Annotated in this window: 21 protein-coding genes; 17 read left to right on the forward strand and 4 right to left on the reverse strand. The window is 62.4% G+C overall.

Annotation, left to right across the window (positions count from 1 at the left end; genetic code table 11):
* The first annotated feature begins 162 nt into the window (after nucleotides 1-162).
* From trpE to V5B40_RS12165, 13 genes are all read left to right on the forward strand, one after another.
* Nucleotides 163-1635 (forward strand): anthranilate synthase component I, encoded by a 1473-nt coding sequence (gene trpE, locus V5B40_RS12105; RefSeq protein ID WP_332354732.1) that lies wholly within the window; start codon nucleotides 163-165, stop codon nucleotides 1633-1635.
* Nucleotides 1636-1884: 249 nt separating this feature from the next.
* Entirely contained in the window at nucleotides 1885-2457 is a 573-nt protein-coding gene (locus tag V5B40_RS12110; protein ID WP_332354733.1) for an aminodeoxychorismate/anthranilate synthase component II, read from the forward strand.
* A complete protein-coding gene (gene trpD, locus V5B40_RS12115) occupies nucleotides 2454-3485 on the forward strand; it encodes an anthranilate phosphoribosyltransferase (RefSeq protein WP_332354734.1) in 1032 nt (343 codons plus the stop codon). Before V5B40_RS12110 ends, trpD begins: the two co-directional genes overlap by 4 nt.
* Before the next feature lie 27 nt (nucleotides 3486-3512).
* Nucleotides 3513-4112, forward strand: coding sequence for a Uma2 family endonuclease (locus V5B40_RS12120; protein WP_332354735.1), 600 nt, complete (start codon nucleotides 3513-3515; stop codon nucleotides 4110-4112).
* Nucleotides 4109-4897: an indole-3-glycerol phosphate synthase TrpC gene (trpC, locus tag V5B40_RS12125; RefSeq protein ID WP_332354736.1), complete on the forward strand. Its 789-nt coding sequence runs from the start codon at nucleotides 4109-4111 to the stop codon at nucleotides 4895-4897. Before V5B40_RS12120 ends, trpC begins: the two co-directional genes overlap by 4 nt.
* Nucleotides 4898-5008: 111 nt before the next feature.
* Entirely contained in the window at nucleotides 5009-5227 is a 219-nt protein-coding gene (locus V5B40_RS12130; RefSeq protein ID WP_434735868.1) for an addiction module antitoxin, read from the forward strand.
* Entirely contained in the window at nucleotides 5214-5540 is a 327-nt protein-coding gene (locus V5B40_RS12135) for a type II toxin-antitoxin system PemK/MazF family toxin (protein ID WP_332354738.1), read from the forward strand. The genes V5B40_RS12130 and V5B40_RS12135 overlap by 14 nt, the downstream gene beginning before the upstream one ends.
* Nucleotides 5541-5834: 294 nt before the next feature.
* On the forward strand, nucleotides 5835-7004 hold the full coding sequence (locus V5B40_RS12140; protein WP_332354739.1) for a porin: 1170 nt from the start codon (nucleotides 5835-5837) through the stop codon (nucleotides 7002-7004).
* A gap of 352 nt (nucleotides 7005-7356) precedes the next feature.
* A complete protein-coding gene (locus tag V5B40_RS12145; protein ID WP_332354740.1) occupies nucleotides 7357-8535 on the forward strand; it encodes a porin in 1179 nt (392 codons plus the stop codon).
* A 175-nt stretch (nucleotides 8536-8710) separates the two neighbouring features.
* Nucleotides 8711-8977 (forward strand): 30S ribosomal protein S20, encoded by a 267-nt coding sequence (gene rpsT / locus V5B40_RS12150; protein ID WP_332354741.1) that lies wholly within the window; start codon nucleotides 8711-8713, stop codon nucleotides 8975-8977.
* Between the two features lie 297 nt (nucleotides 8978-9274).
* Nucleotides 9275-9928: a protein-L-isoaspartate O-methyltransferase family protein gene (locus tag V5B40_RS12155; RefSeq protein WP_332354742.1), complete on the forward strand. Its 654-nt coding sequence runs from the start codon at nucleotides 9275-9277 to the stop codon at nucleotides 9926-9928.
* An 18-nt stretch (nucleotides 9929-9946) separates the two neighbouring features.
* Nucleotides 9947-10300 (forward strand): rhodanese-like domain-containing protein, encoded by a 354-nt coding sequence (locus V5B40_RS12160; protein WP_332354743.1) that lies wholly within the window; start codon nucleotides 9947-9949, stop codon nucleotides 10298-10300.
* Between the two features lie 18 nt (nucleotides 10301-10318).
* A complete protein-coding gene (locus tag V5B40_RS12165; RefSeq protein WP_332354744.1) occupies nucleotides 10319-11662 on the forward strand; it encodes a TolC family outer membrane protein in 1344 nt (447 codons plus the stop codon).
* Here the strand turns inward: V5B40_RS12165 and waaA are convergent.
* The gene (gene waaA, locus V5B40_RS12170; RefSeq protein ID WP_332354745.1) at nucleotides 11637-12929 is read right to left on the reverse strand and encodes a lipid IV(A) 3-deoxy-D-manno-octulosonic acid transferase; all 1293 of its coding nucleotides are present in this window, start codon (nucleotides 12927-12929) and stop codon (nucleotides 11637-11639) included. The genes V5B40_RS12165 and waaA overlap by 26 nt on opposite strands.
* On the reverse strand, nucleotides 12929-13882 hold the full coding sequence (gene waaC, locus V5B40_RS12175; protein WP_332354746.1) for a lipopolysaccharide heptosyltransferase I: 954 nt from the start codon (nucleotides 13880-13882) through the stop codon (nucleotides 12929-12931). Before waaC ends, waaA begins: the two co-directional genes overlap by 1 nt.
* 235 nt (nucleotides 13883-14117) lie before the next feature.
* Between waaC and V5B40_RS12180 the strand changes: the two genes are divergently transcribed.
* The 4 genes from V5B40_RS12180 to V5B40_RS12195 all read left to right on the forward strand — a co-directional run bounded on the left by V5B40_RS12180 (nucleotide 14118) and on the right by V5B40_RS12195 (nucleotide 18531).
* The gene (locus V5B40_RS12180) at nucleotides 14118-15539 is read left to right on the forward strand and encodes a mannose-1-phosphate guanylyltransferase/mannose-6-phosphate isomerase (protein ID WP_332354747.1); all 1422 of its coding nucleotides are present in this window, start codon (nucleotides 14118-14120) and stop codon (nucleotides 15537-15539) included.
* A gap of 132 nt (nucleotides 15540-15671) precedes the next feature.
* Complete coding sequence (gene rfbB / locus V5B40_RS12185; RefSeq protein ID WP_332354748.1) at nucleotides 15672-16739, forward strand: dTDP-glucose 4,6-dehydratase; 1068 nt, start codon at nucleotides 15672-15674, stop codon at nucleotides 16737-16739.
* On the forward strand, nucleotides 16736-17635 hold the full coding sequence (gene rfbD / locus V5B40_RS12190) for a dTDP-4-dehydrorhamnose reductase (protein ID WP_332354749.1): 900 nt from the start codon (nucleotides 16736-16738) through the stop codon (nucleotides 17633-17635). Before rfbB ends, rfbD begins: the two co-directional genes overlap by 4 nt.
* Before the next feature lie 95 nt (nucleotides 17636-17730).
* Nucleotides 17731-18531: a sulfite exporter TauE/SafE family protein gene (locus tag V5B40_RS12195; protein ID WP_332354750.1), complete on the forward strand. Its 801-nt coding sequence runs from the start codon at nucleotides 17731-17733 to the stop codon at nucleotides 18529-18531.
* Nucleotides 18532-18572: 41 nt separating this feature from the next.
* Here the strand turns inward: V5B40_RS12195 and V5B40_RS12200 are convergent, their stop codons facing one another.
* A complete protein-coding gene (locus V5B40_RS12200) occupies nucleotides 18573-19352 on the reverse strand; it encodes an enoyl-CoA hydratase/isomerase family protein (RefSeq protein WP_332354751.1) in 780 nt (259 codons plus the stop codon).
* On the reverse strand, nucleotides 19349-20020 hold the full coding sequence (locus V5B40_RS12205) for a GntR family transcriptional regulator (protein WP_332354752.1): 672 nt from the start codon (nucleotides 20018-20020) through the stop codon (nucleotides 19349-19351). The genes V5B40_RS12200 and V5B40_RS12205 overlap by 4 nt, the downstream gene beginning before the upstream one ends.
* Nucleotides 20021-20121: the final 101 nt, after the last annotated feature.

Raw genomic sequence — 20121 nt, forward strand, 5'->3', positions numbered from 1 at the left:
TCGACCACAAATTGCATTCGCCGCCTGCCAGCCGGGCAGAGGCCTGGCCCTGGCGCCCCTGGCGTCGGTAGGCAGGCCAGCAGCGTCGCCGCTGCCCCGCCGCGCGGCGTGCATCAAGCCTGGTGCACACCTCTTCCAGCAGTGTTTTCTTGTGGAGCTCCCATGACTGCAGCGTATTTCAATCGGCTGGCCGCCGAAGGCTACAACCGTATCCCGGTGACGCTGGAAACTTTTGCCGATCTCGACACCCCCTTGTCGATCTACCTCAAGCTGGCCAATCAGCCCTACACCTACCTGCTGGAATCGGTGCAAGGCGGCGAGCGCTTCGGCCGTTACTCGATCATCGGCCTGGCCAGTCCGACGCGAATCGTGGTCAACGCGCATCAGGTACTGGTGCTCAACGGCAATCGCATCGCCGAACGCGAAGACGACACCAACCCGCTCGACTTCATCGCCAAATACATGCAGCGCTTTCGCGCCGCGCCGACCACCGGCCTGCCACGCTTCTGCGGTGGCCTGGTCGGTTGCTTCGGCTACGATACCGTGCGCTATATCGAGACTCGCCTGACGCGCTCGCAGAAGCCCGACGACCTCGGCATTCCCGACATCGTCCTCCTGCTCTCCGAAGAAATTGCCGTGGTCGACAATGTCTCGGGCAAGCTGACGCTGGTGGTCTACGCCGAACCGGGCGTTCCCGGCGCTTACCAGAAGGCCCAGGCAAGACTGCGGGAGCTGCTTGCCAAGCTGCGCGAGCCGGTGCGCATTCCCGCTGAAAAGCCGCAGCCCTCGCAACCAGCGACCTCGATGTTCGGTGAAGCGCAGTTCAAGAAGGCGGTGCTCAAAGCCAAGCGCTATATCACCGAAGGCGACATCATGCAGGTCGTTCTCTCGCAACGCATGAGCAAACCGCTCACCGCCAGCCCGATGGCCCTGTATCGCTCGCTGCGCTCGCTCAATCCCTCGCCGTACATGTTCTATTTCGACTTCGAGGACTTCCACGTCGTTGGCGCCTCGCCGGAGATCCTGGTTCGCCTCGAGGGCGACACGGTAACCGTGCGGCCGATCGCCGGCACCCGCCGGCGCGGCGTTTCCTTCGCGGAAGATCAGGCCCTCGCCGACGAGTTGCTGGCCGACGAAAAGGAACGTGCCGAACACGTGCAGCTCCTCGACCTCGGCCGCAACGACGCCGGTCGCGTCGCCCGTGTCGGCAGCATCAAGCTCACCGAAAAGATGATTGTCGAGCGCTACTCGCACGTAATGCATATCGTCTCGAATGTGGAAGCCAGACTGCGTCCCGAGCTGAACGCCTTCGATGTCCTCAAGGCCACTTTCCCGGCAGGAACCGTCTCCGGCGCGGCGAAAGTCAGAGCGATGGAAATCATCGACGAGCTGGAACCGGTCAAGCGCGGCATCTATGCCGGCGCCGTCGGGCACATGGGTTTCAACGGCGACATGGATCTGGCCATCGCCATCCGTACCGCCATCGTCAAGGACGGCCAGCTGCACGTGCAGGCCGGTGCCGGCATCGTCGCCGATTCCGACCCGGCTTCCGAATGGCAGGAAACCCAGAACAAGGCACAGGCCGTGCTGCGCGCTGCTGAACTCGCCGAACACGGCCTCGACACTCGCTTGTGAATAGGGCGCATGCGCGCGCCAACAGGGCTCGAACACGCCACTGACATCCCAACGGCGCCGCAGCCAGAGCGCGCCGGACGTGAATTGAACCGTGCCAGCAGCAACGGCGCTCAGGAAAAATAGATGTGCGACAATCTCTCCGTGACCGGCCAGAGCGATCGATGCTCACACACCGCAAGCAGCGGCTAGCGGGGTTCGATATGCAGCATCGCCGAGCGCGCTCAACGCAATCAACAGGATAGGCCGCAAATGCTGCTCATGATCGACAACTACGATTCCTTTACCTACAACCTCGTCCAGTATTTTGGCGAGTTGGGGCAGGAGGTCAGGGTGTTCCGAAACGATGCCATTTCAGTCCCCGAAATTGCCCGTCTCGACCCGGCGCTACTGGTCATTTCTCCGGGTCCGTGCACGCCAGCACAAGCCGGTATCTCGCTGGCGGCGATTCGCGAGTTTGCCGGCAGGATTCCACTGCTCGGCGTATGCCTCGGTCACCAGGCGATCGGTGAAGCCTTCGGCGGTCGCGTGGTGCACGCGCACAAGTTGATGCATGGCAAGGTCTCGCCGGTCGAGCACACCAATCAGGGTGTATTTCGCGGGCTGCCGAACCCGCTGACCTGTACGCGCTACCACTCGCTGGCCGTCGAGCGCCACTCCCTGCCGGACTGCCTGGAGATTACCGCCTGGACCGATGACGGCGAGATCATGGGCTTGCGTCACCGTAGTCTGGCCGTCGAAGGCGTTCAGTTCCATCCGGAATCGATCCTGACCGAGCGCGGTCACGACCTGTTGAAAAACTTCCTCGAGGAGCACAGCAAATGAAAGCACAGGAAGCACTGGCGCGAGTCGTCGAACACCGCGAGATCTTTCACGACGAAATGGTCTCCCTGATGCGCCAGATCATGAGTGGCGAAGTGACGCCGGTAATGATCGCGGCGATCATTACCGGTCTACGCGTCAAGAAGGAAACCATCGGCGAAATCTCGGCCGCGGCGCAGGTGATGCGGGAATTGTCGACCAAGGTCGTGCTCGGCAATCGCGCGCACCTGGTCGATACTTGCGGCACCGGCGGCGACGGCGCGCAGACTTTCAACATTTCGACGGCAGCGATGTTCGTCGCCGCAGCGGCCGGAGCCCGGGTCGCCAAGCACGGCGGGCGCTCCGTGTCATCGCAGTCGGGCAGCGCCGACGTTCTCGAAGCGCTTGGCGTCAATATCAACCTCAGCCCGGCGCAGGTCGGACAGTGCATCGACGAAGTCGGCATCGGTTTCATGTTCGCGCCCAATCACCACAGCGCGATGAAGTACGCGGCGCCGGTCCGCCGCGAGCTGGGCGTGCGCACCCTGTTCAACATTCTCGGCCCGCTGACCAACCCGGCCGGCGCCGACAATCAGGTACTCGGTGTTTTTCATCCCGACCTGGTGGGAATCCAGGTGCGTGTCCTGGAACGACTTGGCAGTTCGCGCGCGCTGACCGTTTTTGGCCGCGAAGGTCTCGACGAGATCTCGATCGCCGGTGAAACATTGGTCGGCGAACTGAAAGACGGCCGCATCGACGAGTACAGCATCCACCCGGAGCAGTTCAATCTGTCGGTGCAGGATCCCGGCGTCTTGCGTGTCGCCAACGTCGAAGAATCGAAAGCGATGTTGCTCGCCACCCTGCAGAACAAGAGAGGCGCGGCGCGTGACATCGTCGCCCTGAATGCCGGCGCGAGCATCTACGTCGCCGGCCTCAGCGATACGCTGGCCGAGGGCGTCGAGCGCGCTTTCGAAGCCATCGCCGCGGGCGCCGCCCTCGCCAGGCTGGACGAGTTTGTCGCCTTCACGCGCGACTTCTCGGCCTCGGCCTGACCGGCGGCTCGACGAAGGAGGCAAGCCATGGCCATCCCGCAAACTGAAACGCGCTTCGACGCGGCCGCCTACCTGCTCTGGGAAGAGGCGCAGGCAGAACGCCACGAATACGTCGCCGGCGAAGTGTTCGCCATGGTCGGCGTGCGCCAGTCGCACAATGTCGCCACGCTGAACCTGGCCACCGCCTTGCGCCAGGCACTCAAAGGCGGTCCGTGTCGCGTCTTCGTCGAAGCGGTCAAGGCCCGCGTCGAAGCCGCCAATTGCTTCTTTTATCCCGACGTACTGGTCACCTGCGACCCGCGCGACCGCTTGACGCCCGACTACGTCAGCCATCCCCTGCTGGTCGCCGAAGTCCTTTCCGAGTCGACCGCGGCCTTCGACCGCGGAGGCAAGTTCGCCGCCTATCGCAAACTCGACAGCCTGCAGGACTACGTCCTGATCGACCTCGCAGCGCAACGCATCGAAGTCTTCCGGCGCGATGCAGAGAATCACTGGGTGCTGCATGACTATGGCCCTGGCGAAACGGTCGAACTGGCTTCGCTGGCGCTGCAGCTGCCGCTTGAACAGATACTCGAAGACACCGCCGAAGAAGGCGCACCACAGAGCACGGAGAGCGCACCGCGATGAGCGACATCCTGAAGCGAATTCTTGCCGTCAAGCATGACGAGGTCGCTACGGCGCAGGCGGCCACGCCTCTGCTCGAGCTGCGTGCCGCCGCCGAGAAACAGGCCCCAACACGCGACTTCGTCGCCAGCCTGCGCAGCAGAATTGCCGCCGCGCAGCCGGCGGTGATCGCCGAAATAAAGAAAGCCAGCCCCTCCCGCGGCGTCCTGCGTGCCGATTTCCACCCCGCCGAGATCGCCGCCGGTTATCAACGCCACGGCGCGGCCTGTCTCTCAGTGCTCACTGACAGCCAGTTTTTCCAGGGCTCGCCCGCCTATCTGCAAGCGGCACGTTCAGCCTGCACGCTGCCCGTATTGCGCAAGGACTTTCTCGTCGATGCGTATCAGGTCTTCGAAGCGCGCGCGATGGGCGCCGACGCGATCCTGCTGATCGCTGCCGCGCTTGATCTGCCCACCATGCGCGACTTCGAGGCCATCGCCGACAGCCTGGGGATGGCCGCGCTCGTCGAAGTACACAATAGCCAGGAACTCGACGTCGCGCTGCAACTCGCCACACCCTTGATCGGTATCAACAATCGCAATCTGCGCAGCTTCGAAGTCAGTCTGCAGACGACTCTCGACCTTCTGCCATCGATCCCGGAAGACCGCCTCGTGGTCACTGAAAGCGGCATTCTCGCCAACAGCGACGTCGCCTTGATGCGCGACCACGGGGTCCACGCCTTCCTCGTCGGCGAAGCTTTCATGCGCGCCAGCGAACCCGGCGAAGCCTTGCGCAAGCTTTTTTCCTGACCTCTCCCGGCGACCGGGGAAGTCTCCTGAGCCGAGGCTTGCCCGCCATGCAGCGCCCCGGATATGATACGTATCACGTAATACGCCAGGGGCCAGAAATTGCAAAAAAAATTGACACTCTCCATTGACGAGACAGTTTACGACGGACTCCACCGCATCGTCGGCAGAGGAAAGATCAGCCAGTTCATCGAAGACCTGGTGCGGCCATGCTTGCTGGATTCCGCCCTTGATGCCGGCTACCGGGCAATGGCCGCCGACAAGAAGCGCGAGGCCGAAGCGCTGGAATGGAGCAACGCGCTTGCGGGAGATAGTGCCGATGAAGCGCGGTGACGTCTGGTGGGTGGAATTCGACCCGTCCGTTGGCAGCGAAATCCGCAAGACCCGGCCGGCCGTGATCGTCAGCAATGACGCAGCGAATCGCAACCTTGCACGGGTCGTTGTGGTGCCGCTGGCGAGCAGCACCGGCCGCCAGTATCCGGGCGAGGCGCTGGTCAGTATCGGAGGACAGCAAAGCAAGGCCATGGCCGACCAGATCATGACTGCGGACAAAGCCCGACTGAAGAGCCGCTTGGCCAGATTGGCGAAGGCAGACATGCTGGCCGTCGAGGCTGCCATTCTGGTTCATCTGGGAATGCCCAGATAATTCCACGAGCCGGACGCTGCTGTGGTTTTCCGGCAGAGTCGAACCTGCGAATATCAGCCATCACCAGCCGAAACGCGCAACCGAGCCGGCCTCGAAGTGCTGCACACAAGGAATTAGCAGGATTGTTGCAAAAACCCAACACTCTTTTCCCAACAAGCCACTAAAGCACTCGGCGAACTTGCCGCGCTTATCGGTGTTTGCCACAATCACTCCAACTTCTCGTCTTTACCGAGAGGCCCAGTTTGATGAAGCACCAGTTGGATTCATTGATCGCAAACTTAGAGGAGATTCACCATGCAAAAGAAAATCATCGCGCTGGCCGTTGCCAGCCTGGCCTCGGGCACCGCTCTTGCCCAGACCAACGTCACCATTTACGGAATTGCTGACGCCGGCTACGTCTACAGCTCAGGCGGCGACCTCAGTGTCCGGGATTTTGGGAGAAACAACAACAACAACGACCCGACCTTCAGCGGCATCAAGTCCGGCCTGCTGAGCGGCTCGCGTATCGGCTTCAAGGGCACGGAAGCGCTGGGCAACGGCCTCAACGCCGTGTTCACCCTTGAGTACTCGCTGGACATCGACAACAACAGCGGCGTCGGCAACACCGGCAGCCTCAACGCTCGGCAACAGTTCGTCGGCCTGCAGAGCGACAAGCTCGGTACCGTCGCCCTCGGTCGTCAGTATGCCCCGGGCTACCTAGCTTCGATCAACAACGACGCTTTCGGTGGCGCCGTCTTCGGACCACAGTCCTTCCTGTCCAATCAAGCAGGCAACAGCATCACCCCGAACAGCGCGGCCCGTTGGGACAATTCTGTCACCTACACCTCGCCGAACTGGAGCGGCTTTACCGGCAAATTGATCTACGGCTTCGGTGAGTCAGGTGTTGAGAACAGCGTCAGCGACAACGGCAAGGCAGGTGTGGGCTTCAATTACGCCAATAGCGGCCTGAACCTCGACCTTCTCTACCAGCAGCGTACGAGTCTCTATGGAAACTACGCCACCCTGCCGGTGGCCGGATCCACGTCGTTGGCAGTTCCGGGCACCGGAGACTCCGTCAACGAGTACTACGTTGGTGGCAGCTACGACTTCAAGATGGTCAAGATCATGGGCTCGTGGCAGCAGCAGAATGACAAGAACCTCGCCAACCTCGACAACTCTGTGTGGTCGCTCGGCGCGGTGGTTCCGGTCATGGCTGCCAGCAATATCCACTTCAGCTACGGCCAACTGTTGTGGGACAACGCAGGCCGCGACTACTATTTCAGCGACGGCAATACCCTAGATAACAGCAGCCAGTCGGCCGCCCTGGGCTGGACGACCAACATGTCCAAGCGGACGACGCTTTACGCTGGCTACGTCTGGGTGAAGAACGACAACCACAGCACGGGCAACGCGCCGACCACCCAGACCGGTGTCGTTGGCGAAACGAACAATACCTTCCTGGCAGGTATGCGTCACACCTTCTAATTTGACCACGGTCAAACGCTTCAAGCAACGGGCGCTTCGGCGCCCGTTTTTTTTTCACGATTCCTCCCCTGCTGCAACCCCTCCGCACACCAGGCGCGTCGTTGAAGCAGCAAACCCATCGCCGATAGAAGCACGGCCCGCCGCCCAGTTCGCCGCCGTGCAGCGAACAAACCGCGCAGAAAACCGTGGCATCCCGGAAGCGCGTGTGACAAAAAAACAACGACTATCGTCAATTGCCGGAAATGACCACTCTCAAGCTTGCTAGCGTTCAAAGCCTTTGCGAGAATCCTTACCAATGCCTTACAGGATTCTCTTGCCAACGAGTCGACTTGGCGGAGCAGATTTAATTTTGGTGTTTCAGCAAATAAGGAGATCCAATATGCAAAAGAAAATTATCGCACTGGCCGTTGCCAGCCTGGCTTCGGGCGCTGCCCTCGCCCAGACCAACGTCACCATGTACGGCATCGTCGATGCCGGCTACCTTTACTCCTCGGGCAACCAGCCGGGTGGCGGCACCAACACTTTCAGCGGCATTTCTTCCGGCATCAGCGCCGGCAACCGTATTGGCTTCAAGGGCTCCGAAGCGCTGGGCAATGGTCTGAAAGCCGTGTTCACGCTTGAGTACGGCCTGGACATCGACGTCAACCACGGCGTCGGCAACAACGGCGAAGGCGGCCTCAACGCCCGCCAGCAATTCGTCGGCCTAGCCAGCGACAAGCTCGGCACCGTCGCTCTCGGTCGTCAATATGCCCCGGGCTTCAACGCTTCGGCACGCAACTCGGCACTTGATGCAACCGACCTGGCCATCCAGTCGAACCTCAGCGTTCTGTCCGGCATGTCGATCACCCCGAACAGCCCCGCTCGCTTCAACAACTCTATTACCTATACCAGCAACAACTACTCCGGCTTCAACTTCAGCGCGATCTACGGATTCGGCGAAGAGGGTGTCAACAACAGCACGAGCGACGGTGGTAAGTATGGACTTGGTGCCAACTACGCCAATGGCCCGATCAACGTCGACCTGGTATACCAGGGCCGTCAGAACGTCGTTGTAGGGGATCCGATTACAGCTACCACCGTCTATACCGGCAAGGACATCAACGAGTGGTATCTCGGCGGCAGCTACGACTTCAAAGTCGTCAAGCTCTTCGCCAGCTATCAGGAGCTGTACAGCCAGACGACCACAGCAACGCAAACCTTCAAAGGTAGCGACCTCTGGACGGTGGGCATCAATGCACCGATCGGTGCCGGCACGGCCTCCCTGAGTTACGGCGAACTGTCATTGGATAACACGAAGATGAAGGACGGCAGCAGCTGGGGCGCGGGCACCATGTATAGCTACCCGCTGTCGAAGCGGACCTCGGTATATGCCGCATACAGCTACTTCAGCAACGACAACTACTCGTTGCCCATGCAGACGCAATTGGCACCAGTCACGACTCCTGCCAGCTGGTCCAATCCCCAAACAGGTATTGGCGCGGTTGGCGAGAGCAACTACGCCATTGGTGCGGGCATGACGCACAGCTTCTAGCTTGTTTAGGTCGCAGAAGGAACGGGCGCCTGGCGCCCGTTTTTTTGCTTCCCGGGTACGCCTCCTTGTCAGGATCCTGACAGCCAGGGCTCGACCGCTTGCGTCACTTTGCCCGACTCTGTACAATCCTCGCCTTTCAAGTTCTTCATCAGCTTTTTCATAGGGACAAACATTCATGGCCAATAGCGCACAAGCTCGCAAGCGAGCCCGCCAAGGCGTCAAACAACGCATCCACAACGCCGGCCTGCGCTCGACGCTGCGGACCGCCGTGAAGCGCGTTCAGAAAGCGATCATCGCTGGCGACAAAACGGCGGCCCAGAGTATTTTCCGGGAGTCAGTCGCGGTGATTGACCGCATCGCCGACAAGAAAATCATTCACAAGAATAAAGCCGCACGGCAGAAAAGCCGCCTCTCGGCTCAGATCAAGGGCCTGGCCGCGTAGACCAGAGTCCAGCGGCAGGGCGGCAGAAACAGCGAAAGCGGCGCCTCAGGGTGCCGTTTTTTTTCGCCTGCGAGTCCGTTAGGCTTTCAGGAAGCCTGACAGCGGCGCGAAAGCCACGCGGCAGGCGGAACTTATAGCTTCCATACGGACTGCAACACTACACTGGCGCCCGGTCGTGCGCGGCAAGGGCTTCGCCACGACCCTCGGCAGATACCGGGGTATAATCTCGCTGCAGATCGAACATTAGATCGCGCTAATATTGCTATTGTGATGGGGAATGCTATGACAGCGGTGAAGATGGATATGGAACAGGCTCGCTTCAACATGATCGAGCAGCAGATCCGCCCCTGGGAGGTGCTGGATCCGGAGGTGCTGGCGGTTCTTGATGCGGTCAAGCGTGAACACTTCGTGCCGACGGCCTACCAGATGCTGGCGTTTGCCGACATCGAAATGCCCATCGGCAATGGCCAGACCATGCTGCAACCGAAGATCGAGGCACGCATGCTCCAGGAACTGGCTGTCAAGAACACCGATATCGTGCTTGAGGTCGGTACCGGTAGCGGCCACATGGCCGCCCTTCTGGCGACCAAGGCGGAGTACGTTTATAGCGTCGAGATCGATCCGCTCCTGGCCGAGACCGCCAAGCGAAATCTGCAACAGGCGGGCGTCGCCAACGTCAGCGTCGAAACCGGTGATGCTTCCGAGGGCTGGTCTGCGCACGGCCCCTATGACGTGATTGTCATCTCCGGCTCCTTGTCCGAGTTGCCCGAAGCTTTCCTGCAGCAATTGAAGATCGGTGGCCGTTTGACGGCGTTCATCGGTGAACCACCGGCGATGCAGGCCCGCTTGACGACGCATAGCGACGAGAATGCCTTCAACACTATCAATCTTTTCGAGACCGTCGTCGCACCATTACGAACGGCAAAGCCGCGCCAGCGCTTCGTTTTCTGACTTCCAGGCGACGACGCGATGCAGCAGCTCTCGGCGACGCAGTTGGCAGATTGGTTGGCGGCCAGCAGTTCGGCCTCGGAAAGTGGTGCTGGCGGCTGGCGACAACGACCGCTGTTGCTCGATGTCCGGGAACCCTGGGAGTTCGAGCTCTGCCACCTGGACGGCTCTCGCCTGCTGCCAATGCAGAGCCTGGCCGCGCGCATCGATGAACTGCCGGCAGATGCCGATATCGTCGTCATCTGCCATCACGGCGTGCGTAGTCGCCAGGTCGGCGGTTTTCTGGAGCGACAGGGCTTCAGTTCAATCTACAACCTCAGCGGTGGCGTCGACGCCTGGGCGAATGACGTCGATCCGGCGATGCACAAATATTGAAAGCGAGTTCAACAAAAGATGCCTGTAAAACCCTGCCCCCTCAAGCTCGGCCTCCTGCTGGCGGCTCTCCTCTCGGCAGCTCCCGGATACGCCACCGACCTGCTGCAGCTGTATCGTGATGCCCTGAGCTACGACGCGCAGTACGCCGCGGCACGCGCCACCGCGGCGGCCGGACGCGAGAAAGAGCCGCAAGCACTGGCCGGTTTGCTGCCAAGCATTGCGGCGACGGGCAACACCTTCTGGAACGACACCGACTACAGGGTCAGGGTCGACTCAAGCAGGCAATCGTATAGCAACAAGTACAACAGCAACACCTATGGGGTGAACCTGACGCAGCCGCTGTTCCGCTGGCAAAATTTCGTTCAGTACGACCAGTCGAAGCTGCTGGTCATGCAGAGCGAGGCCAATTTCGCCCAGGCCGGCCAGGATCTGATCCTGCGCGTCGCGCAAGCCTACTTCGATGTCCTCTTCGCCATCGAGAACCTGCGCGCGGTGCAAGCCAACAAGACGGCGATTGCACAACAACTGGCACAGGCCAAGAAGAACTTCGAGGTCGGTATCGCCACGGTCACCGATACCTATGAATCGCAGTCGCGCTTCGACCTGGCAACGGCGCAGGAGGTTGCCGCCGAAAGCGAGCTTGCCGTCAAGCATTATGCGCTGAGCGTGGTCGTCGGCAAGGAAACCGGCGAGCTGCACCGGCTCAAGCCGCAAGCCGTGATGCAACCGCCGCAGCCGGCAAACATGGAGCAATGGGTGACGGCTGCCGAAGAGGACAGCTTTGTCGTCCAGGCGCAGAAGGCGGCTGCCGAAGCGGCCGCCAAGGCGGTAGAGGTGAGCAGGGCGGGGCACTATCCGACTCTGGACATGGTGGCCAACGTCAACCAGAACAACGGTCCGGGCCAGTTTGGCGTCGGCTCGATCGATAACCGCACCAATCAGATTGGTCTGCAGCTCAACATCCCGATTTTTCAGGGTGGTTCGGTGAACTCGAAGACTCGCGAAGCGCTCGCCAGGCTCGACGCCGAAAAAGCTGCGCTCGCCAATGCCCGGCGCACGTCGACGCTCAACGCACGTCAGTCCTATCTGGGGGTCGTCAATGGCCTCTCCGGCGTGCGAGCGCTGGAAGCGGCACTGGTTTCCGGCCGCAGTTCGCTGGAATCCAACCGGCTCGGTTACGAGGTCGGCGTACGCATCAACATCGACGTGCTCAACGCCGAGAATCAGGTCTTCGTGACCCGCCGCGACCTGGCCAAAGCGCGTTTCGACACCCTGCTTTCCCAACTCAAACTGAAAGCCGCCGTCGGCGCGCTCGCTGAAACCGACCTGGAGCAGATCAACAGCCTTTTCGAGGCGCCATGAGCCCTTCGATCACGGCCACGGTACGCGCCGTGGCGCCGCGGTGTGCCTGGCTGAAGGCAGTCGCCGCAGCGCGCATGACGAGCAGGTCCGCCGGCTGCGCGAAGAGCGCACGCGCCGCCAGCGCTGCCTGACGGGCGTCAGGCACCCGCCGGCCAGCACCACAGGCGATCGCATCTGCACTGGCCTGGGCGAAGTTGAAAGTGTGCGGACCAAGGAGCAGCGGACAGCCACAGGCCGCCGCCTCGATCAGGTTCTGGCCGCCAAACGGCAGCAAGCTACCGCCCATCAGAACCAGATCCGCCAGCGCATAGTAGGCTGCCATTTCGCCCATGCTGTCGCCCAGCCAGACCTGGGTCTGGCTACCCGGCAGGTCAGCCGAGCTGCGCCGGCAAAAAGTCAGGCCGCGACTGGCAATCAGGGCGGCGACCTCGGCAAATCGTTGCGGGTGACGAGGAACCAGGACCAGCAGCAGTTCGGCAACAGCGACCGTGGCCAAGGCATCGAGCAGCAGCGCCTCTTCTCCTTCCCGGCTACTGGCCAACAAGCACACCGGCCGCTGCCCAATGGCTTGCCGCCAGTCTGCGCCGAGCTGCAACTTGTCCGCGGCCGGCATGACGTCGAATTTCAGATTCCCGCATACCGTTGGCTGGCGGGCGCCAAGCTGCTGCAGGCGCTCGGCGTCGGCTGTCGTTTGCGCGGCAACGGCACTCAGCGACGCCAGCGCGGGTCGGATCAGGCTGCGCAGGCGCATATAGCCAGCCAGGGAGCGCGCCGACAAGCGGCCGTTGATCAGCGCTATGGGCAGCTGCCGTCTTCCCGCCGCAGCGATCAGGTTTGGCCACAGCTCGGTTTCCATCAGCAGCCCGATCCGCGGCCGAAAGTGATCGAGAAAACGTCCGCAGGCATCGGGCAGGTCATAAGGCAGGTAAGCCTGCGTCAGGCGTTCCGGACGAGCCGCCAGCAGCTCGCTGCCCGTTTCGCGGCCGGTCGGCGTCATATGGGTCAGCAACAGGTCATGGTCCGGATAGGCCTCCAGCAGCGCATCGATCAGCGGCACGGCCGCGCGTGTCTCACCCACCGAAACGGCATGCAACCAGATCAACGGCCGCTGCCCACAGCGCAGAGCTTGTGAATAGAACGCGTGGCGCTCGCCAAAATGTTGTCGATACGCCGGCTGCCGACGTCCTCGCCAGAGCAGCCGCAACCAGACCAGGGGCATTGCCAGATAGAAGAGCAGCGAATAGGCCAGAAGAGCCAGACGCGCCATCACCGCAGCGCCTGCTCGGCAACGGTCAGCACCTCGGCGGTCGACGGCGGCGCGCCGCAGCGGCCGAGATTGCGCACGAAGCCCGTGCCATAAACGCCGGTCAAAGCGGGATCGGTCGCTACGTAAAGGGCGATCACCGGCACCCGCAAAGCAGCCGCGAGGTGCGCCAGGCCGGTATCGACGCCGACCACCAAATCTGCCCGTGCGATCAGGGCGGCGACCTGCGCTAGCGACAGCGGCGGCGGCACAATGGCCCCTGGCAAGGCGGCAGCGATACGCTCGGCACGCTGCCGCTCAAGCGCATTGCCGGCCGGAAGGACCGGCGTCAGGCCGCGTTCCAGCAGGGCTCGACCAAGCACGCACCAATTCGCCTCATCCCACAGCTTGTCGTCGCGACTGGTCGCCGTCAGCAGAATGACCTGCCGCCCTGGCGACCGGCAAGCGTCGTCGATTGCCGGTGCCGAAATACCGTAATCGAGGGCCAGGTCGACCGGATAGTCGAAGGCTGCAGCGGCCAGCCAGCGGTTGCGTTCGACGGCGTGCGCATTGCGCGGGATGACGAAAGTCTCCTCATAAAAGCGCGCCGCGACCGGCTCACGCGCCGATTCGGCGGCGTAGCCATAGCGCCTGCCTTGGGCTTGCCGGGCAATCAGCGCGCTCTTCAGCAAGCCCTGCGTGTCGAGCACTGCGTCGTAGCTCCGGGCACGGATGCGGGCGCGGAAGTTGCGCACTTCGCGCCACGTCGCCAGACTGCCAAGTGTTTTTCGCCAGCGCCTGGTGGCCACCGGAATGACCTGGTCGACGGCCGGATGCAGCCGCGGGATATCGGCAAACGCTTCCTCGACACACCAGTCGATTGCCGCTTCCGGAAAGCACTGGCGCAAATCACTGAGCACCGGCAGATTGTGGATTACGTCACCGAGCGACGAGGTTTTTACCAATAGGATGCGCATCGGTAGGCCAGTTCCGGGGAAGATGGGCGGCAAGCAGGAAGAGGGCATTATAGAAGATGGCGCGCACAGCCACCCGCCTTGCCTGGCTCGGCAAACGGCAGGCCTTTGGCGAGCGCTGACCGCTCGCCGCCGCCCACTGCCGGCGTCAGCGCCTACCGGCAAGCCACGGCGGCGGTATAATGCCGCCTCTCAAAGCCCCATGGCGGCAAGCCTGCACCAACTGGAGTCCTTGTAAATGAACGCCTCTGTCATTCGCCCGGTAATTCTCTGTGGAGGTTCGGGCACCCGTTTGTGGCCGCTGTCGAGAACGCACTATCCGAAGCAGTTTCTTCGCCTGGTCGACGATTTTTCGCTGCTGCAGAACACGCTGCGCCGCCTCGACGGGGTCGTTGGGCTCGGTGAAGCCATTGCCGTCGGCAACGAAAACCACCGCTTCCTGGTCGCCGAACAACTTCACGAGATCGGCCAGAAGGCCGACATCCTCCTCGAACCAGCGGCCCGCAACACCGCACCCGCGGTCGCCGCAGCCGCGGTGCACGCCATCCGCACAGGCATTCGGCAAGAGCCACCGCTCCTCCTGGTATTGCCATCGGATCATGTCATCGCCAATGTAGCCGCATTTCAAGAGGCGATAAGTGCGGCAATTCCACACGCCCGCGCCGGCGCCCTGGTCACCTTTGGCGTCGTCCCCGATCGTGCCGAAACCGGCTACGGTTACATCCGTCGCGGTGAGGTCGTCGAGGGTGGCTATGCGCTCGACCGTTTCGTCGAGAAGCCCGACGCGGAAACCGCGCAACGCTACCTTGATTCCGGCGACTACTACTGGAACAGCGGCATGTTTCTCTTCGGCGCCGACACCTACCTCGAAGCCCTCGACCGCTATGCGCCGGGAATCCGCGAGTGCGTGACTGCGGCCGTCGCCAGCGAACGCTGCGACCTGGACTTCGTGCGCCTCGATCACGCGGCTTTTCTCGCCAGCCCGTCAAAATCGATCGACTATGCAGTCATGGAGAAAACCGACCATGGTGTCGTCATTCCGCTCGATGCGGGCTGGAACGACATCGGCGCCTGGGATGCAATGGCTGCGCTTGGTCAGGCCGACGACAACGGCAACACGCAGCGCGGTGACGTACTGAGTATCGACACCCACGATTCGATCCTTCTCGCTGACGGGCAATTGCTGGCCACCGTCGGCGTCAGCGGACTGATCGTCGTTGCCACGCCAGATGCGATCCTGGTAGCAGACAAATCGAAGGCGCAGGAAGTCAAGGCGCTGGTCGAGGCTTTGAAGCGTTCGGCGCGCAGCGAAACCGAACTGAGGCACATCGTCCATCGCCCCTGGGGAAGCTACGAAGGGCTGGCGCATGCGCCGCGCTATCAGGTCAAGCGCATTCTGGTAAAAGCCGGTGCCAGCCTCAGTCTGCAAAAGCACCATCACCGTGCCGAACACTGGGTCGTCGTCAAGGGCACGGCGCTGATCGTCCGCGGCGACGAAACGCTGTTGCTCTCCGAAAACCAATCGACCTATATTCCGCTCGGCGTCGTCCATCGTCTCGAAAACCCGGGCAAGATCGACCTCGAAATGATCGAGGTCCAGTCCGGCAGCTATCTTGGCGAAGATGACATCGTCCGCCTGCAGGACAGCTACGGCCGCTGACCCGAAGAGCGTCGACCGCGCGTCCCGACTTGCCGGCTGTGCATACTGCCCGATACCTGACGCCTGACGCCTGACGCCTGACTACGCCGAGCGCCCTATCCCTCGCCACTCTCCCTCTGAAAAGGTCTGCACATGATTCTGGTCACCGGCGGCGCCGGCTTCATCGGCGCAAATTTCGTGCTCGACTGGCTGGCCCAAAGTGACGAGGCGCTGATCAACCTCGACAAACTGACCTATGCCGGCAATCGCCAGAGCCTTGCGTCGCTGGCCGAGGACCCGCGGCATATCTTCGTGCACGGCGACATCGGCGACAGCCAGCTCACCACCAGCCTCCTGGCGCAATACCAGCCGCGGGCGATCGTCAACTTTGCCGCCGAATCGCACGTCGATCGCTCGATTCATGGTCCCGAGGACTTTATCCAGACCAACATTGTCGGCAGCTTCCATCTTCTCGAAGCGACGCGCGCCTATTGGGGGACGCTGGCTGGCGAGGCCAAAAAGCGCTTCCGCTTTCTGCACGTGTCGACGGACGAGGTCTATGGTTCCCTGGCCAGCGATGAGCCGGCTTTCAGCGAAACGCACGCCTATGAACCGAACAGCCCCTACTCGGCGAGCAAGGCCGCCAGCGACCATCTGGTGCGCGCCTACCACCACACTTACGGGCTGCCGGTGCTGACCACCAACTGCTCGAACAACTACGGTCCCTATCATTTCCCGGAAAAACTGATTCCGTTGATGATCGTCAATGCCCTCGCCGGCAAGGCCCTGCCGGTGTATGGCGACGGCCAGCAGATTCGCGACTGGCTGTATGTGAAGGACCACTGCACGGCGATCCGGCGCGTGCTCGAAGCCGGTCGTCCGGGCGAAACCTACAACGTCGGCGGCTGGAACGAGCAGCCCAACCTCGATATCGTGCGCACCGTCTGCGACCTGCTCGACGAACTTCGCCCACGTTCGGACGGCCGACCCTACCGCGAGCAGATCACCACGGTTGCCGACCGCCCCGGCCACGACCGGCGCTACGCCATCGACGCGCGCAAGATTGAAAGCGAGCTGGGCTGGAAGCCGGCAGAGACTTTCGCCACCGGCATTCGCAAGACCGTACTCTGGTATCTCGACAATCAGCAGTGGGTAGAGCAGGTGCAGTCCGGCGCCTACCGCGATTGGGTCGAAAAGAACTATGGCGGGCGCGAGGCATGAGAATCCTGCTCTTCGGCAAGCGCGGACAGGTGGGCTGGGAGTTGCAACGCAGTCTGGCTCCGCTCGGAACCGTGATCGCCCTGGATTACGAAGGCGATGGCGAACTGTGCGGCAGCTTCACTGACCTCGCCGGCCTGGCAGCCTGCGTGCGCGCCGTCGCACCGGACGTGATCGTCAATGCCGCCGCCCACACGGCGGTCGACAAGGCCGAGTCTGAACCCGAACTGGCGAGAACGCTCAACGCCCTGGCTCCCGGCGTGCTCGCCGAGGAAGCCAACCGCCTCGGCGCCTGGCTGGTGCACTACTCGACCGACTACGTATTCGCAGGCAGCGGCGAGAAGCCCTGGCTGGAAAGCGACGCCACCGCGCCGCTGAGCGTCTACGGTCAAAGCAAGCTCGCCGGCGAACAGGCGGTCGCCGCCGCCTGCGCCAAACACCTGATTTTTCGCACCAGTTGGGTGTACGCCGCGCGCGGCAACAACTTTGCGCGCACCATGCTGCGCCTGGCGAGCGAACGCGATCAGCTCACGGTGATCGGCGATCAGATCGGTGCGCCCACTGGCGCCGATCTGATCGCCGACGTCACTGCGCACGCCATTCGCAGCGCACGGCAACAACCTGCTCTGGCCGGCCTTTACCATCTGGTGGCTGGCGGCGAGACCAGCTGGCACGGCTACGCCCGGCACGTCATCGACTTCGCCCGGCAAGCCGGCAAAGCCATCCGCGTCGCACCTGCAGCCATCGAGGCGGTGCCAAGCAGCGCCTACCCCTTGCCCGCCCCACGCCCGCACAACTCCCGCCTGGACACGCGCAAGCTGCAGGCGGCTTTCGATCTGCGCCTGCCCGACTGGCAGGTCGGTGTGGACCGCATGCTCGTCGAAGTTCTCGGGCAATGAGCACCCCGACGGCGCTGCTGGCGTTGACCGGCGGTGAGGCGACGAATCGTGGGATGATGGAGCCCTCGTTGCACCGATCCTGAAGGGAGTCCGCGTTGCTCTGGTGGCTGGCATATATCGCGCTGGGTCTGTTTACCGGCTTGTTCGCCGGCATGCTCGGCATCGGCGGCGGACTGGTCATGGTTCCCACCTTGACCATGATGTTCGCCGCGCAGGCGGGATTTCCGGCGACCGAGGTCCTGCATCTGGCGCTCGGCACGTCGATGGCCGCGATCCTGTTTACGTCCCTTGCCAGCCTGCGCGCCCACCACGACCATCAGGCCGTGCTGTGGAAGGTGGTTGGCCAGATCACCCCCGGGATTCTCGCGGGCACGCTGATCGGCACACTGTTCGCCGGCAGCGTGCCGTCCAGACCTCTGGCACTCTTCTTCATGGTCTTCGTCTGCCTGGTCGCGGTGCAGATGATCCTTGACCTGAAACCCAAGGCCTCGCGCGAGTTGCCCGGCGCGCTCGGCGTCTTTGGCGTCGGCACCGGCATCGGCGCGCTGTCGGCACTGGTCGCCATCGGCGGAGGGTCCCTCACGGTACCTTTCCTGACCTGGTGCAACGTGCGCGTGCAGCATGCAATCGGAACGTCGGCGGCGGTCGGCTTCCCGATCGCCATCGGCGGTTCGCTGGGTTACATTTTCAACGGCTGGGAGCACCCCGGCCTGCCACCGTGGAGCGTCGGCTACGTGTACCTGCCAGCGCTGCTCTGGCTGGTGCCATCGAGCATGCTCATCGCCCCCCTCGGCGCCCGCCTGGCACACCGCTTGCCGGTGGCCACCCTGAAGCGTCTTTTCGCCGCCATCCTGATCCTGCTGGCAGCCAAGATGATGTGGGGTTTGTCCGTTTGATGTGCAAGTCGGGTAGCCGACTTCCACGGTCATGGTGGTGGTCAGCGGCCTCTGAATTCCGGCTTGCGCTTCTCGATGAATGCCGACAGGCCTTCGCGGTAGTCCTCGGTAGCGAGGAAAGCAAAGGAAGCACGCAGCTCCTCTTCACTCAGCGGCGCACCCTGCTGCAGCCGGCGCAGCCATTGCTTGTGCCAGCGGGCAACCAGCGGCGCGCCAGCGCAAATGCGGCGAGCACTGGCGTAAGCCTCGTTAACCACTTCGTCATCCGTCACAACCCGGGTAAGGAGGCCTTTGCCGAGCGCCTCCTGCGCACCGAGAATGCGCCCTTCGAGCAGGATTTCCAGCAGGCATGCCGGCCCGGCCAGACGCAGCAGACTGGCCATCTCCGCGGGATACATCGAAAAACCGAGCTTGTTGATGGGTGCGCCGAAACGCGACGACTGCGCCGCGATGCGCAGGTCGCACTGCGCGGCAATCTCCAGCCCGCCACCGATGCATGCCCCCTGCAGCAACGCGATCGTCGGCTGACGACAGTCGGCCAGGGCCTGCAGAGCGGCGCCCGCCTGCGCATGGTAGGCCATTGCCCGCTCCACTGTGTCGCGCCTGCCGAGAAACTCGTCGATGTCGCCACCGGCGGCGAATGCTTGATCACCGTCGCCACGGACCACTACGCAGCGTAACTCTTCGTCGCCCGACAGTTCAGCAACGATCTCGGCCAGGCTCTGCCACATGGCAAAGTCGATGGCATTGAGTTTGCCCGGATTCGCAAGGGTGACGGTGGCCACCCTTTCGGCGCGCGTGCATAGAATACGCCCGCTCATGTCGGCAGTTCTTGAATGGCGTTGCTCCTGGCCAGCGCCTGGCGTCCGGCAAGAATGTGATCGTGCATCGCGACTTGCGCGCCCGCCGCGTCGCCGGCCTTGATCGCCGCCAGGATGATCGCGTGTTCGGCGAGCGACTGCTGCACACGACCGTCGATGCTCAGCGAAAACAGGCGCGTCAGTTTGAGCACCTTGCGCAGGTCCTGGATCACCTGGCGCAACCTGCGGTTTCCCGACATTTCCTGGATCTGGTAGTGAAACGCCTGATTGACCTCGAAAAAGCGCTCGATCTCGTTACTCTCGGCAAAGCGCTGTAGTTCCGCGTGCAGCGCATCGAGCCTGGCCAGGTCTTCGGGCTGTGCCCGGGTCGTCGCCTCGAGTGCGCAACGCCCTTCGAGCATGGCCATCAAGGGAAAAATGTCATCCAGGTCCTGCTCCGAGATCTCGGTGACGAAGCAGCCGCGGCGTGGCCGCAAGGTCACCAGGCCTTCGGCGGCAAGTACCTTCAGCGCTTCGCGCAGCGGCGTGCGGCTGATCCCGTAATCGATGGCCAGAGCCTGTTCGTCGATCCTGGCTCCCGGGGCTAACTGATGCGCGAAAATTCTCTGCCGTAGTCTTTCAGCGACCTCCTGGTAGAGGGCCGTCTGGGCGATTTGACTGGGATCCATCGATCTCTTTTTTCTACTGACTCGTTCAGGGTCTCAGACGAGACCTTGCTTTCATAATTATGGATACAGTATTATTCGTCGAGCGGGGTGTCAAGTGCTAG

The sequence above is a fragment of the Candidatus Accumulibacter meliphilus genome (assembly GCF_036625345.1).
GTDB classification, from domain to species: Bacteria; Pseudomonadota; Gammaproteobacteria; order Burkholderiales; family Rhodocyclaceae; genus Accumulibacter; species Accumulibacter meliphilus.